Annotated in this window: 12 protein-coding genes; all 12 read left to right on the top strand. The window is 57.2% G+C overall.

Annotated elements, in window-relative coordinates; translation table 11 throughout:
• The first annotated feature begins 127 nt into the window (after positions 1–127).
• The 12 genes from kbaZ (at position 128) to FKM52_RS16850 (ending at position 14,566) form a co-directional block, all read left to right on the top strand.
• Complete coding sequence (kbaZ, locus tag FKM52_RS16905) at positions 128–1,423, top strand: tagatose-bisphosphate aldolase subunit KbaZ (RefSeq protein ID WP_141177329.1); 1,296 nt, start codon at positions 128–130, stop codon at positions 1,421–1,423.
• Between the two features lie 20 nt (positions 1,424–1,443).
• Complete coding sequence (agaV, locus tag FKM52_RS16900; RefSeq protein ID WP_141177328.1) at positions 1,444–1,917, top strand: PTS N-acetylgalactosamine transporter subunit IIB; 474 nt, start codon at positions 1,444–1,446, stop codon at positions 1,915–1,917.
• A gap of 10 nt (positions 1,918–1,927) precedes the next feature.
• Positions 1,928–2,707, top strand: a complete 780-nt coding sequence (gene agaW / locus FKM52_RS16895) for a PTS N-acetylgalactosamine transporter subunit IIC (protein ID WP_141177327.1) — start codon at positions 1,928–1,930, stop codon at positions 2,705–2,707.
• Positions 2,697–3,575 carry a PTS N-acetylgalactosamine transporter subunit IID gene (gene agaE, locus FKM52_RS16890; protein ID WP_141177326.1) on the top strand — a complete coding sequence of 293 codons (879 nt, stop codon included), beginning with the start codon at positions 2,697–2,699 and terminating at the stop codon, positions 3,573–3,575. The genes agaW and agaE overlap by 11 nt, the downstream gene beginning before the upstream one ends.
• Before the next feature lie 15 nt (positions 3,576–3,590).
• The gene (agaF, locus tag FKM52_RS16885; RefSeq protein ID WP_141177325.1) at positions 3,591–4,025 is read left to right on the top strand and encodes a PTS galactosamine/N-acetylgalactosamine transporter subunit IIA; all 435 of its coding nucleotides are present in this window, start codon (positions 3,591–3,593) and stop codon (positions 4,023–4,025) included.
• Positions 4,022–5,155: an N-acetylglucosamine-6-phosphate deacetylase gene (nagA, locus tag FKM52_RS16880; RefSeq protein ID WP_141177324.1), complete on the top strand. Its 1,134-nt coding sequence runs from the start codon at positions 4,022–4,024 to the stop codon at positions 5,153–5,155. Before agaF ends, nagA begins: the two co-directional genes overlap by 4 nt.
• Before the next feature lie 305 nt (positions 5,156–5,460).
• Positions 5,461–6,615 (top strand): SIS domain-containing protein, encoded by a 1,155-nt coding sequence (locus FKM52_RS16875; protein ID WP_141177323.1) that lies wholly within the window; start codon positions 5,461–5,463, stop codon positions 6,613–6,615.
• A 12-nt stretch (positions 6,616–6,627) separates the two neighbouring features.
• Positions 6,628–7,506 carry a tagatose-bisphosphate aldolase subunit KbaY gene (gene kbaY, locus FKM52_RS16870; protein WP_141177322.1) on the top strand — a complete coding sequence of 293 codons (879 nt, stop codon included), beginning with the start codon at positions 6,628–6,630 and terminating at the stop codon, positions 7,504–7,506.
• Positions 7,507–7,782: 276 nt separating this feature from the next.
• Complete coding sequence (locus FKM52_RS16865; RefSeq protein WP_141177321.1) at positions 7,783–9,282, top strand: PTS transporter subunit EIIC; 1,500 nt, start codon at positions 7,783–7,785, stop codon at positions 9,280–9,282.
• Between the two features lie 57 nt (positions 9,283–9,339).
• On the top strand, positions 9,340–10,356 hold the full coding sequence (gene malI, locus FKM52_RS16860) for a Mal regulon transcriptional regulator MalI (protein ID WP_141177320.1): 1,017 nt from the start codon (positions 9,340–9,342) through the stop codon (positions 10,354–10,356).
• Positions 10,357–10,915: 559 nt separating this feature from the next.
• Positions 10,916–11,806, top strand: a complete 891-nt coding sequence (locus FKM52_RS16855; protein WP_141177319.1) for a helix-turn-helix domain-containing protein — start codon at positions 10,916–10,918, stop codon at positions 11,804–11,806.
• Positions 11,807–12,172: 366 nt separating this feature from the next.
• Entirely contained in the window at positions 12,173–14,566 is a 2,394-nt protein-coding gene (locus FKM52_RS16850; protein ID WP_141177318.1) for a glucose/quinate/shikimate family membrane-bound PQQ-dependent dehydrogenase, read from the top strand.
• Positions 14,567–14,656: the final 90 nt, after the last annotated feature.

Here is a 14,656-nt window from a genome sequence, read left to right as displayed (position 1 = left end):
ATTATGCTTCTTTTGTGAAACAGATCGAAAAACCACTATCTTTCGTTTTGTTTTCATGACGCGCTAATGCAGCATAAATAAAAGGAATCGAAATGCAAGCATCCTGGCATCTGAGACGGAGACGAAAGTGAAACTTCTTACTGAAATGGTAACGCGGCACAAGCAGGGCGCAACGAACGGGATTTATGCCGTCTGCTCCGCCCATCCGCTGGTACTGGAATCCGCATTACGCTTCGCGCAAAAAAATCAGCACACCCTGCTGATTGAGGCGACGTCTAACCAGGTCGATCAGTTTGGCGGCTATACCGGTATGACGCCCGCAGATTTTTACGGTTTTGTCGGCCGGCTCGCCGATTCATTAAACTTCCCGCGAGCGCAGCTGATTCTGGGCGGCGATCATCTGGGTCCCAACCGCTGGCAAAACCTGCCGGCGGCAGAAGCGATGGCCAATGCGGATGCGCTAATTGAAAGTTACGTCGCCGCGGGCTTTAAAAAGATTCACCTTGATTGCAGCATGTCCTGCGCCGACGATCCGCTGCCCCTGACCGATGAAATTGTCGCTGAACGCGCGGCGCGACTGGCAAAAATAGCCGAAGAGACCTGCCAGCGCCACTTTGGCGCATCCGATCTGGTGTACGTTATCGGCACCGAAGTGCCGGTACCCGGCGGCGCGCATGAAACGCTGACTGAACTTGCCGTCACCACGCCTGAAGCGGCGCATGCCACGCTGGAGGCGCATCGTCAGGCTTTTGCGCGCCAGGGCCTGCAGGCGGTCTGGCCGCGGATTATCGCCCTGGTGGTTCAGCCTGGCGTAGAGTTCGATCACACCAACGTGATCGATTACCGGCCGCAGGCCGCCGCCGCGCTGAGTAAAGTAACCGAAGGCAGCGAGACGCTGATATTTGAAGCCCACTCCACCGATTATCAGACGCCCCATGCGCTACGTCAGCTGGTAAAAGATCATTTTGCCATTCTGAAAGTCGGCCCGGCGTTAACCTTTGCCCTGCGCGAAGCGTTATTCTCACTGGCGGCGATTGAACAGGAGCTGCTGCCGGAAAGCGCCTGTTCCCGGCTGCGCCAGGTGCTGGAAGAGGTAATGCGCAAACGCCCGGAATACTGGAAAAGCCACTATTTCGGCGACGATAATGCCTGCAGCCTCGCCCGCAGCTACAGCTATTCCGACCGGATACGCTACTACTGGCCGGACAGTGAAATTGATGAAGCCTTCTCCCGGCTGGTAAGCAACCTGGCGGAAAGCCCGATTCCGCTGCCGTTAATCAGCCAGTATCTTCCACTGCAATACCAGAAAGTACGCCAGGGCGAACTGCTGGCGACGCCGCACGAGCTAATTATCGATCGCATCCAGGATGTACTGCATCACTACTTTGCCGCCTGCCAGGGCGAGCCTCGCGATAACGCATAACAAATAAGAGGAATATGACTATGCCAAATATTGTTTTAAGCCGCATTGATGAGCGCCTGATTCACGGTCAGGTTGGCGTTCAGTGGGTTGGATTTGCCGGGGCGAATCTGGTGCTGGTCGCTAACGATGAGGTTGCTGAAGATAGCGTACAGCAGAATCTGATGGAGATGGTGCTGGCGGAAGGCATCGCCGTTCGCTTCTGGCCCTTACAGAAGGTGATCGACAACATTCATCGCGCCGCCGATCGGCAAAAAATCCTGCTGGTCTGCAAAACGCCCGCCGATTTTCTCAAGCTGGTAGAGGGCGGGGTGCCAATCGAGCGCATCAACGTCGGCAATATGCACTACGCCAACGGCAAGCAGCAGATTGCTAAAACCGTCTCGGTAGATGCCGACGATATCGCCGCGTTCCAGGGCCTGAAAGCCGCTGGCGTGGAATGTTTTATACAGGGCGTCCCAACGGAACCCGCTTTAGATCTCTTTAAAGCGCTTTAAGGAGCTGACGATGGAAATCAGTCTGTTACAGGCCTTTGCTCTTGGCATTCTCGCCTTTATCGCCGGTCTGGATATGTTCAACGGCTTAACGCATCTGCATCGCCCGGTGGTGCTTGGTCCGCTGGTCGGCCTGGTGCTGGGCGATCTGCAAACCGGTATCCTTACCGGCGGTACGCTGGAGCTGGTATGGATGGGTCTGGCGCCGCTGGCCGGCGCGCAGCCGCCTAACGTAATTATCGGCACCATTGTCGGTACCACCTTCGCTATTACTACCGGCGTCAAACCGGACGTCGCCGTCGGCGTGGCGGTGCCTTTCGCCGTCGCGGTGCAGATGGGCATCACCTTCCTGTTCTCGGTAATGTCCGGGGTGATGTCGCGCTGCGACCGTATGGCCGCCAACGCAGATACGCGCGGGATTGAACGCGTGAACTATCTGGCCCTGCTGGCGCTCGGCACCTTCTATTTCCTCTGTGCGTTCCTGCCGATTTACTTCGGCGCCGAACATGCCAAAACCGCCATTGACGTACTGCCGGAGCGCCTGATTGACGGCCTTGGCGTGGCGGGCGGCATTATGCCAGCCATCGGCTTCGCCGTACTGCTGAAGATCATGATGAAGAATGTCTACATCCCCTACTTCATCATCGGCTTTGTCGCCGCCGCCTGGCTGAAGCTGCCGGTACTGGCGATTGCCGCCGCCGCGCTGGCGATGGCGCTGATCGATCTGCTTCGTAAAAACCCGGAACCCGCCGTTTCTAAGCCACAGCAGGAGGAATTCGAAGATGGCATCTAATCAAACCACCCCGAGCAATGCCGCAGTAAACGAAACATCGCTGCTGACCGGCGTAAACGAAGATGTGTATGAAGATCAGTCTATCGGCGCCGATCTGACGAAAAAAGATATTAATCGCGTCGCATGGCGCTCGATGCTGCTGCAGGCCTCTTTTAACTATGAACGTATGCAGGCCTCCGGCTGGCTGTACGGCCTGCTGCCCGCGCTGAAAAAGATTCATACCAATCCGCGCGATCTGGCGCGCGCCATGAAAGGGCATATGGGCTTCTTCAATACCCATCCGTTCCTGGTGACCTTTGTGATCGGCATTATTCTGGCGATGGAGCGTTCCAAACAGGACGTCAACAGTATTCAAAGCACCAAAATCGCCGTGGGCGCGCCGCTGGGCGGCATTGGCGACGCCATGTTCTGGCTGACGCTGCTGCCGATTTGCGGCGGTATCGGCGCCAGCCTGGCGCTGCAGGGTTCGATACTCGGCGCGATAGTTTTTATGGTGCTGTTTAATGTGGTCCATCTCGGCCTGCGCTTTGGTCTTGCCCATTACGCGTACCGCATGGGCGTTGCGGCCATTCCGCTGATTAAGGCCAACACCAAAAAAGTAGGCCACGCCGCCTCAATCGTCGGTATGACGGTTATCGGCGCGCTGGTCGCCACCTATGTACGCCTGGCGACCACGCTGGAGATCACCGCTGGCGACGCGGTTGTTAAGCTGCAAACGGACGTGATCGATAAGCTGATGCCCGCCTTTCTGCCGCTGGTTTACACCCTGACCATGTTCTGGCTGGTGCGTCGCGGCTGGAGTCCGCTACGTCTGATTGGCATTACCGTACTTCTTGGCATCGTCGGCAAGTTCGCCCATTTCCTGTAAGCAGAAGGAGCTTCTATGTTAGGTATTATTCTTTGCGGTCATGGCGGATTCGCCAGCGGTCTGGCGCAGGCGATGAGGCAGATTCTGGGAGAGCAGCCGCAGTTTATCGCTATCGATTTTCCGGAATCCTCAACGACCGCGCTGCTGACCTCGCAGCTGGAGGAAGCCGTCGCCGCGCTGGACGCTCAGGAAGATATTGTTTTTCTCACTGACCTGCTGGGCGGCACGCCGTTCCGCGTCGCCTCCACGCTGGCGATGCAGAAACCCGGACGCGAGGTGATTACCGGCACGAATTTACAGCTGCTGCTGGAAATGGTGCTGGATCGCGACGGACTCAGCGGCGAAGCATTCCGGCTTCAGGCGCTGGAGTGCGGCCACCGCGGGCTGACCTGCCTCGCGGACGAACTGGGGCGCTGCCGCGAAGAGACGGTGGCTGAGGAAGGAATATGACCCAGCTGCTGCGCGCCAGACGTCTGCTGAGCGAGCAGGGCTGGCTTGATGACTGTCAGATTCGTATCGATAACGACACGATAACGGCGATTGAGCCGATTCCCGCTGGCGTGAAGGCGCGTGATGCCGAGCTGCTCTGCCCGGCCCTGATCGACATTCACGTGCACGGCGGCGCCGGGGATGACGTGATGGATGAGGCGCCGGAGACGCTGGACAGGCTGGCGATGCATAAGGCGCGGGAGGGGGTCGGCGCCTGGCTGCCGACTACGGTGACCGCGCCGCTGGCCGGGATCAAAGGCGCGCTGACGCGCATTGCCCAGCGCTGCCAAAGCGGCGGCCCAGGCGCAATGGTGCTGGGCAGCTATCTCGAAGGCCCTTATTTTACGCCGCAGAACAAAGGCGCTCATGCGCCGGAACTGTTTCGCGAGCTGCAGCTGACGGAGCTGGCGGAGCTGATCGCCATTTCGCAAAACACGCTGCGCGTGGTGGCGCTGGCGCCGGAGAAACCGGGCGCCCTGGAGGCGATTCGCTACCTTAAACAGCGCGGCGTCCGGGTAATGCTCGGCCACAGCGCCGCCAGCTATGCTCAAACCGTCGCCGCGTTTGATGCCGGCGCCGATGGCCTGGTTCACTGCTTTAACGGCATGACCGGCCTGCACCACCGCGAACCAGGGATGACCGGCGCCGGGCTTAGCGACAGGCGCGCCTGGCTGGAGCTGATTGCCGACGGCCATCATGTGCATCCGGCGGCGATGCAGCTGTGCTGCAACTGCGCGCCGCAGCGGCTCATCCTGATTACCGACGCCATGCGCGCAGCGGGTATGCCGGACGGCTCCTATACGCTTTGCGGCCAGGCGGTAGAAATGCGCGAGGGTATTGTACGCACCGCCGCCGGCGGACTGGCGGGCAGCACCCTGTCGCTGGATGCCGCCGTCAGAAATATGGTCAACCGCGTCGGCGTCCCGCCGGAGGAAGCCATACATATGGCCTCGCTGCATCCGGCGAAACTGCTGGGCATCGACCAGCGACTGGGGTCAATTCGCGAAGGGAAGCAGGCCAACGTTATTGCGCTAAACGACGAACTGCGTTTACAGCGGATCTGGATTCAGGGGCAGCCGGTCGCCCTGTAGCGTTATGGCGCTGTAGCGTTGCGGGTTTCTTTACCTTACTGGCGATAGCGATATCGCCAGCTTTCTTTTCCTTTAGGCGGGAAAACATCCTTTTCCTTTCAATTAATTTATTACTTATCAGCAAGTTATTTAACCACCTTTTACCCCGATCACAGTTTCCGCTTTCTTTCATTTTCCTTCGTTGAACTTTCTTTTTCTTTGCTATACATTGCCATTAATGATTTAAATGACTCAATAGAAATGAAACGAAAGCAGGGTTTCTCGCTTCGCTACCTGCCAGGTTTCATCCCACTAAGGATTGCGCTATGTCTGAAATCTATGTTCCCTCCCCCGCTGCCACCGGCACCTGGACAGAAGAAGAGATCCGTCAACAGCCCGCCAGCTGGATGCGATCGCTTGCCCATATCGATACGCTGCGTCATTCAATCGACGCTTTTCTTGCGCCGCTGCTGCAGAAAGAGGATTTGCGTATTGTCCTGACCGGCGCCGGCACCTCGGCCTTTATCGGCGATATCATTGCGCCCTGGCTGGCGAGCCATAGCGGAAAAAATTTCAGCGCTATCCCAACGACCGATCTGGTGACCAATCCCATGGATTATCTGGCGCCGGAAAAACCGCTGCTGCTGGTCTCCTTCGCCCGCTCCGGCAACAGCCCGGAGAGCGTGGCCGCCGTCGATCTGGCGAACCAGTGCGTTAAACAGTGCTATCACCTGGTGATTACCTGCAATGAAGCGGGCAGCCTCTATCAAAACGCGACCGGCAGCGATAACGCTCTGGCGCTGCTGATGCCTGCGGAAACGCACGATCGCGGGTTCGCCATGACCAGCAGTATCACCACCATGATGGCGAGCTGCCTGGCAGTGTTTGCCCCTGAGGTTATCAACAGCCATACCTTCCGCCAGGTGGCCGATCGCTGCCATGCGATTCTGACCTCGCTGGGCGATTTCAGCGGCGGCGTATTTGGCGACGGCCAGTGGAAAAGGCTGGTTTATCTCGGCAGCGGCGGCTTACAGGGCGCGGCGCGTGAATCGTCGCTGAAAGTGCTGGAGCTGACCGCCGGTAAAATCGCCGCCTTTTATGATTCGCCGACCGGCTTCCGCCACGGGCCTAAATCGCTGGTTGATAACGAAACGCTGATCGTGATGTTTATTTCCAGCCATCCCTACACCCGTCAGTACGATCTCGATCTGCTGGCCGAGCTGCGTCGTGATAATCAGGCGATGCGCGTGGTGGCGATCGCGGCGGAAACGGACGCCGTCATTGAGGCTGGCCCGCATCTGCTGCTGCCGCCGTCGCGCGCCTTTATCGACGTTGAGCAGGCGTTCTGCTTCCTGATGTATGCACAGGTCTTTGCGCTGATGGAGTCGCTCAAGGCGGGCATTACGCCGGATACGCCTTCCGCCAGCGGTACGGTAAACCGCGTGGTTAAAGGCGTGGTTATTCATCCGTGGCAGGCATAAGAGGATTACTGTATGGGAATTATCTCTACCAAATACCTGCTTCTTGATGCGCAGGCGAAAGGCTACGCCGTACCGGCGTTCAATATTCACAACGCCGAAACTATTCAGGCCATCCTGGAGGTTTGCCGCGAGATGCAGTCGCCGGTGATCCTGGCCGGTACGCCCGGCACCTTTAAGCATATCGCCTTTCAGGAAATCTTCGCGCTATGCGAAGCCTACTCCAACAGCTATGGGATGCCGCTGGCGCTGCATCTCGATCATCATGAAGCGCTGGATGATATCAGGCGCAAGGTTGATGCCGGCGTACGCAGCGCCATGATCGACGGCAGCCACTTTCCATTTGAGGAAAACGTCGCGCTGGTTAAATCGGTAGTGGATTACTGCCACCGCCACGATTGCAGCGTTGAGGCGGAGCTGGGACGACTGGGCGGCGTGGAAGATGATATGAGCGTTGACGAAGAGAGCGCCTTTCTCACCGATACGCAGGAAGCGCGCCGCTTTGTGGAGCTTACCGGCGTGGACAGCCTGGCCGTAGCGATCGGTACGGCGCACGGCCTCTATACCAAAGCGCCGAAAATCGATTTCCAGCGGCTGGCGGAAATTCGCGCCGTGGTTGATGTGCCGCTGGTACTGCACGGCGCCAGCGACGTACCGGACCCGCTGGTGCGGCGCGCCATTGAGCTGGGCATCTGCAAGGTTAACGTCGCTACCGAACTGAAAATCGCCTTCGCCGCGGCGGTAAAAGAATGGTTTGCGGAAAACCCGCAGGGCAACGACCCGCGTTACTACATGCGCGTGGGCATGGACGCGATGAAAGAGGTAGTCAGAAGCAAAATTAACGTTTGCGGATCCGCCGGACGGGCGCAGCTCGCAAGCGCTGCGGTAGCCTGATCGCCCGCGCGGGCGCGCTGACCATCAGCAGCCCGCACTCCCCGCCGCCAAACCCTGCGCTTAGCAGGGTTTTTCCATTAGCCGCCGACTTAAATCCGCTTCTTCTCCGCGCCGTTTTCAGACCCGCATCATAAAATAACGATTTCCTTTGGCTGCATAAGAAATTTCCATTGCCTAAAGATCGTCCCTGCATAACGATGAGTAGAACGTTCTAGTAAAACGTTTTACTCATCATAAAAAATCTCAGGCATCGCTGGCTATTCCACCGGGGGCACTATGCGGCTGTTCACAGGGTTATTCACCTCATTATCGAAGTTATCTATGATCGGACGCGCGCTAATGCTGCCGATTTCGCTGCTGCCTGCGGCGGGCCTGCTGCTGGCGTTTGGCGATAAGTTTCATTTACCGCTGATGATGAACGCCGGCGGAATCATTTTTGACAACCTGCCGATGCTGTTCGCCATCGGCTCTGCGGTGGGTCTTGCTTCGGAATCGGGTATTGCGGCGCTTTCCGCTGCGGTATCGGTGCTGATTACCAATGTCACCATCGGCACGGTGATGCATATTACGCCGGAGATGGCGGCCAGCGGCGGTAAATATGCGCTGGTGATCGGCATTCCCACGCTGCAAATGGGCGTGTTTGGCGGACTAATCTGCGGCATTCTGGCGGCGTGGTGCTTCAACCGCTTCCATACCCTGCAGCTGCCGGAATTTCTCGGCTTCTTTTCCGGCAAGCGCTTCGTCGCCATCGCCACCGCCTTTCTCTCCTTCCTGCTCGGCCTGACGCTGCCCTATATCTGGCAGCATATTCAGAACGGCATCGATGCGCTGTCGATGCTGGTAAACGGCGATAATCAGGCTGCCTCGACTTTTATTTTCGGGCTGGTAGAGCGCGCGCTGATTCCGCTGGGCCTGCATCACATCTGGTATCCTTCGTTCTGGTACTCCTTTGGCGATTACACCACCCAGGGCGGGCAGCTGATTCATGGCGACCAGACTATCTGGTTTAAGATGCTGGAAGAGGGGGTGAAATCGTTCAGCAGCGACAGCTATCACGACGCCGGTAAATTTATGCAGGGCGAATTCCCGCTGATGCTGTTTGCGCTGCCCGCCGCCTGTCTGGCGATGTACCACGAAGCGAACAGTAAAAATAAAAAGATCGCCTCCGGCATTCTGTTTTCCGCCGCGCTGACCTGCTTCCTGACCGGCATTACCGAGCCGGTGGAGTTCACCTTTATTTTTGTGGCGCCGCTGCTGTATATCTTTAACGCCGTAATGGCCGGGCTTTCCTATATGTGCATGTATCTGCTGCATGCCCATATCGCCAAATCTTTTTCCGCTGGCCTGATCGACTATATTTCCTTCGGCATCCTGCCTTCACTTAACGGCTTTCAGACAAACTATCTCAATGCAGCCATCGTTGGCGTGCCGATGGGGCTGATTTATTACTTCACCTTTCGTTTCGTTATTCGTCGTTTTGATATCAAAACGCCGGGGCGCATCGATGCCGCGGCTAACGCCGGCGCCAGGAGCGACGAAGCGCTGGCGCAGGAGATCGTCGGCCTGCTGGGCGGCGAACGTAACATTACCAGCGTCGGCTCCTGCATTACGCGCCTGCGCCTGGAGGTAGCTGATGGTCAGCCGGTTGATAAGGATGGCCTGCATAACCTTGGCGCGCGCGGCGTAGTTTTTGTCGGCGACAGGGGAATTCAGGTTATCTTCGGCGCAAGGGCACAGTTTATCGCCCAGCAAATGCATAAACTAACGGGGCGTTAAACAGAGCAGGCGTCCCTTTTCCGGCGCTGCCGGAAAGGGGCCATTACAGGGATCGCCATGAGAAAGGTGGGTATCATTGACGTGGCAAAAGCAGCGGGAGTGTCGGTATCAACCGTCTCGCTGGTGCTGCGTCAAAAAGGAAAAATCTCAGCGCAGACGATTGCAAGGGTGCAGGCGGCTATCGCCGATCTCGGCTACGTGCATAACGTTGCCGCCGCTAACCTGCGCGCCAGCACCTCTAATTTGATCGGCCTGATCGTCAGCGACCTGAGCGATACCTTTACGCTTAAGGTCATGACTCACCTGGTGCAGGCGCTGGAGCAGCAGGGTTATATGACGCTGCTGGCCCATCCACAGGATGAAGAGACACAGCTGGCGCAGTGCCTGCTGGCGTTCAACCGCCAGGGCGTGGCGGGCGTTATCTTTCTGAATGCCAACCCTCGCCGCCAGACCCTGCCGGAAGCGCTGCGTCAATCGCCGCTGCCGCAGGTGGTGGTTTCGCAGACGCAGATTAACGATCCCTGCGATCTGGTGATGCGTGATAACCGTCAGGCGGCGGCGCTGGCAACGCGCTATCTGATTGGCCGCGGTCACCGCAATATTGGCTATATCGGCGGCGAAGCGGGTTCGTTAATTCGTGAACAGCGGCTGGCGGGCTATCGCCTGGCCCTGCAGCAGCATGGCCTGCCGTTACGCGCCGAATGGACGCCCGCCTGCGCGGAAGAAACCGATGCCGCCCGGCTGGCAAGCCGTCGCCTGCTGGAGAGCAATAACAAAATCACCGCCCTGCTCTGTCATTCCGCGCACGCCATTATTGGCTGCCTGAGCGGTATTTATCAAACCGGACGCACCGTTGGTAAAGATGTGTTTCTTACCCAACAGGTTTCGCTGGTCGGTTTTGAGGATATGCTGCAAATTAATCTCAGCTCCCCTGCTTTTACCTACGTCTCCTCCGCCAGCGAAGAGGCGGGACGCCAGGCGGCCGCCGTAATCATCGGCAAACTCCGGCAGCCCTGTTTAACGCCGCAGCGTATTACGCTATCGGGAGAGCTGGTGCTACGGGAATCGGGCTAACTTAAAGGGCGCTTTACTCAACGGGACGCTTCTGAAATCAGCAAAAAAGTCTCTTATTAGCGCCTGTTTTCTCACGGTAATATTAGCGCCGGTTATTCTTTGGTGAAAACGGGCTGGCGGTCAGCCGCAGGTAAACCGGCTTTTAAACAGGCGCACGCGTTATTGTCGATGACTATTGCCGATAACCATCCGCTAATTTATTTCCGAACGGTTAGTAACTAAAAAATGAGCTGAGCGACGGTTCATATTTGGCGTTCGGCTTCCCCAGATTAAGTCGTCGGGCCATAGTGAAATAATCTGCCGCTCAGGTCCTGCTATTAGTGAAGAGTTAATATCCAGCCAGCTGGCTTAGCTTACGGCGAGATTTTCATTACCGGATATTCAGACGGGTTGATTTATTGCTCATCCCTTTTCTGTCGTATTACCGCTCAAATGCAACATTTTTGATCACAATATTTTACAGTGGATGCCATTTTGTTACTCGTCATTTTGTTACATTCATCACCCGCAAAACCGTATCTAACAAAACTATAACAATAGTTACTGTCTGGGTGGCAAAATGGGCGCAACGCAAAAAACGCAGTACATTCAGGATCTGATCGCGTGGATTGAAGATAATCTGACGGAAGCGTTGAATATCAACACCATTGCGCAAAAATCGGGCTATTCAAAGTGGCATATGCAGCGGCTGTTTAAGGAGATGACCGGCCAGACCGTTGCTGCCTACGCCCGCAAGCGGCGGCTCACCAAATCCGCGATGGCGCTGCGGCTAACGCGCCTGTCGCTGATCGATATCGCTCTGCGTTACGGCTTCGATACGCAACAGAACTTTACCCGCGCGTTTCGCAACCAGTTTGCCCTGACGCCCCATGCTTATCGCTACGCCAGCGAACTAAATACCGCCGCTTTTCACAGCCGTTTCCAGCCGGTACGGGATAATGCGCCGCAACCTGAGCTGGTCACGCTGCCCGAACAGGTTATTTATGGCGAGAAAGAAGAATATCACTGTCTGTATGGCGATTTTGTCGAGGATAAGCAGCGAATTCTGAGCCGTTATTTCAGCGATTTTATTCGCGATAATAAGGGAAGCCGCGCCTCAGCTTTCGTTACGCTGGAGTTTGGCGCCTGCGCGCAGCGCAAAGAGTATCACCGGGTTTCATTAATGCGCGGGCTGAAGCAGCGGGAAGGCGAATATTCGCTACAGGCACAGCGCGATATTTTAGCCGCCGGGCTTTGGTTAAAGCTTCCTTTTCAGGGCGATCCGCGCGATTTCAGCGCCTTTATTATCGAGGCCTATTACCGTCATCTGGCGCAGCCGGGTTTATCGCGCCGCCCCGGCCCCGATCTACAGACGTTCGACCTCATTAACTGCACGCCGGAACGGCTGACGGGATATTTCTTTATGCCGGTTAGCTGCCATTTGCCTGCCATAGTTCCGCTGGCTTCCTGAACCATAAATACCATCGGATAATTCAGCGCTGCGCTTTCTCTGCGGCGCAATAAATGAGCAAAAATAATCCGGCCTGCGATCGGGATAAAAAAACGCTTTCTCTTTGTTCATCAGCATAGCTGACGCTTATTTTTCGCCCACAAATCAGCCACAGCTGCTATATAAAAAAGCAACGAATGAATTTTTCGCCAAAAAAATCGGTAAAACGCAACCTTTGTTCATATAAAACTTAACATATCAGGAACATTAAGCTCACAGGAAGAGCGCTAACAGGAACACTGAACACCCGTACTTTATCTATCTGCTGGTACGCAACCGGACTGGTTGTTTACTTAAGTTTATGGCAACACTCAAGAGGACTACATTATGGGGAAAGACTCCTCATCTTTACGCGTGATACGGTTTTTGACCGTATTGTTCGCTGTGCTTTGCGGCGCGTATTTGCTGGTTGGCGGCCTGTGGCTCTCAACGGTAGGAGGTAGCTGGTACTACATCATCAGCGGCGTGGCGATGCTGGTGACGGCGTTTCTGCTCTGGCGACGTCACAGCGCCGCGCTGATCCTCTACGCGCTGCTGCTGCTTGGCACGCTGGCCTGGGCGGTATGGGAAGTCGGCTTCGATTTCTGGGCGCTGACGCCGCGTACCGATGTCTGGGTGATTTTTGGTATCTGGCTGATCCTGCCGTTTGTTTATCGCGGCATTTCTCAGCGCGGTAACAAAACGGCCGGCGTTGCGCTGATGGCTATCAGCCTGATTGTCAGCGCCGCGGTGCTGAGCTGGGCGGTGTTTAACGATCCGCAGGAGATCAACGGCACGCTGCCGACGGCGGATCAGGCGGCACCGGCCGCCGCTGACGGCGCCATTTCGCCAGGAGACTGGCCAGCCTACGGACGCGATCGGGCCGGCACCCGCTACTCCCCGCTGAACCAGATCAACGAGAAGAACGTGAAGGATCTGCAGGTTGCCTGGACATTCCGCACCGGCGATCTGAAAACCCCGAACGATCCGGGCGAGATCACTAACGAGGTGACGCCGATCAAGGTTCGCGACACGCTCTATCTCTGTACCGCTCACCAGATCCTGTTCGCGCTGGATGCGGTTACCGGCAAGGAAAAATGGAAGTTCGATCCGGGCCTGAAACCTAACCCAACCTTCCAGCACGTTACCTGCCGCGGCGTTTCTTATCATGAAGCCCCGGCGGCGGCCGATGCCGGGGCAGCGACGCCAGCGCTATGCTCGCGCCGCATTATTCTGCCGGTGAATGACGGCCGTCTGTTCGCGCTGGACGCGGAAAGCGGCAAGCGCTGCCCGGATTTTGCCGACAACGGCATGCTCGATCTGCAGCACAAACAGCCGGTCACTACGCCGGGCGCCTATGAGCCGACTTCTCCACCGATTATTACCGATAAGGTAATTGTGATCGCCGGCGCGGTAACCGATAACTATTCGACGCATGAGCCGTCAGGGGTGATTCGCGGCTTCGACGTTAATACCGGCGCCCTGCTGTGGGTATTCGATCCTGGCGCGAAAGATCCTAACGCTATCCCGGCGGACGGCCAGAGCTTTGTGCCGAACTCGCCGAACTCCTGGGCGCCGGCGGTCTATGACGCGAAGCTGGATATAGTTTACCTGCCGATGGGCGTCACCACGCCGGATATCTGGGGCGGCAACCGCACGCCGGAGCAGGAACGTTACGCCAGCAGCGTACTGGCGCTGAACGCCACTACCGGTAAGCTGGTATGGTCTTATCAAACCGTGCACCACGATCTGTGGGATATGGACCTGCCCTCGCAGCCGACGTTAGCGGATATTACCGATAAAAACGGCAACACCGTACCGGTGATCTACGCGCCGGCGAAGACCGGCAATATCTTCGTGCTGGATCGCCGCAACGGACAGCTGGTAGTGCCGGCGCCGGAAACGCCGGTTCCGCAAGGGCCGGCGAAAGGCGATCGTCTCTCGCCCACCCAGCCTTACTCTGAGCTGACCTTCCGCCCGCAGCAGCATCTGTCCGGTAAGGATATGTGGGGCGCGACCATGTTCGATCAGCTGGTGTGCCGCGTGATTTTCCATCGCCTGCGCTATGAAGGACCGTTTACCCCGCCGTCCGAGCAGGGCACGCTGGTCTTCCCTGGCAACCTCGGCATGTTTGAATGGGGCGGCATCGCGGTAGATACCGACCGTCAGATCGCTATCGCGAATCCAATGGCGCTGCCCTTTGTCTCTAAACTGGTGCCGCGCGGCCCAGGCAACCCGATCGAGCCGCCGAAGGATGGCGCGGGCGGTTCAGGTACCGAAACCGGCATCCAGCCGCAGTATGGCGTACCGTTCGGCGTAGAGTTGAATCCGTTCCTGTCGCCGTTTGGTCTGCCGTGCAAACAGCCGGCCTGGGGCTATATCTCCGCGCTGGATCTGAAAACCAACCAGGTGGTGTGGAAGAAACGTATTGGCACGGTACGCGACAGCTCGCCGCTGCCGCTGCCGTTCAAAATGGGGATGCCGATGCTTGGCGGTCCGGTAACCACTGCCGGCCATGTATTCTTTATCGCCGCGACAGCCGATAACTACCTGCGCGCGTTCAGCACCAATACCGGTGAGAAGCTGTGGGAAGGACGGCTGCCGGCGGGCGGCCAGGCCACGCCGATGACCTATGAAGCGAACGGTAAGCAGTATGTGGTTATCGCTGCCGGCGGTCACGGTTCTTTCGGCACTAAGCTCGGCGATTACATCATCGCCTATGCGCTGCCAGACGATAAATAAACGGTTCTGTGCTTAACCAACCCCGGCCTGCGCCGGGTTTTTTTTATCTCTGCGCCCCCGGCCGCCTGCTGAACCGGTATCCTCATCATC

The sequence above is a fragment of the Mixta tenebrionis genome (assembly GCF_006517625.1).
Taxonomy (GTDB): domain Bacteria; phylum Pseudomonadota; class Gammaproteobacteria; order Enterobacterales; family Enterobacteriaceae; genus Mixta; species Mixta tenebrionis.
Note: the sequence above shows the minus strand (reverse complement) of the source record. Positions and strands in the feature narration are given on the sequence as shown.

What these genes read in the sequence shown, in the direction of transcription:
- agaV (WP_141177328.1), top strand. Translation starts at nt 1,444, where the DNA reads ATGCCAAATATTGTTTTAAGCCGCATTGATGAGCGCCTGATTCACGGT.
- agaW (WP_141177327.1), top strand. Translation starts at nt 1,928, where the DNA reads ATGGAAATCAGTCTGTTACAGGCCTTTGCTCTTGGCATTCTCGCCTTT.
- agaE (WP_141177326.1), top strand. Translation starts at nt 2,697, where the DNA reads ATGGCATCTAATCAAACCACCCCGAGCAATGCCGCAGTAAACGAAACA.
- agaF (WP_141177325.1), top strand. Translation starts at nt 3,591, where the DNA reads ATGTTAGGTATTATTCTTTGCGGTCATGGCGGATTCGCCAGCGGTCTG.
- nagA (WP_141177324.1), top strand. Translation starts at nt 4,022, where the DNA reads ATGACCCAGCTGCTGCGCGCCAGACGTCTGCTGAGCGAGCAGGGCTGG.
- FKM52_RS16875 (WP_141177323.1), top strand. Translation starts at nt 5,461, where the DNA reads ATGTCTGAAATCTATGTTCCCTCCCCCGCTGCCACCGGCACCTGGACA.
- kbaY (WP_141177322.1), top strand. Translation starts at nt 6,628, where the DNA reads ATGGGAATTATCTCTACCAAATACCTGCTTCTTGATGCGCAGGCGAAA.
- FKM52_RS16865 (WP_141177321.1), top strand. Translation starts at nt 7,783, where the DNA reads ATGCGGCTGTTCACAGGGTTATTCACCTCATTATCGAAGTTATCTATG.
- malI (WP_141177320.1), top strand. Translation starts at nt 9,340, where the DNA reads ATGAGAAAGGTGGGTATCATTGACGTGGCAAAAGCAGCGGGAGTGTCG.
- FKM52_RS16855 (WP_141177319.1), top strand. Translation starts at nt 10,916, where the DNA reads ATGGGCGCAACGCAAAAAACGCAGTACATTCAGGATCTGATCGCGTGG.
- FKM52_RS16850 (WP_141177318.1), top strand. Translation starts at nt 12,173, where the DNA reads ATGGGGAAAGACTCCTCATCTTTACGCGTGATACGGTTTTTGACCGTA.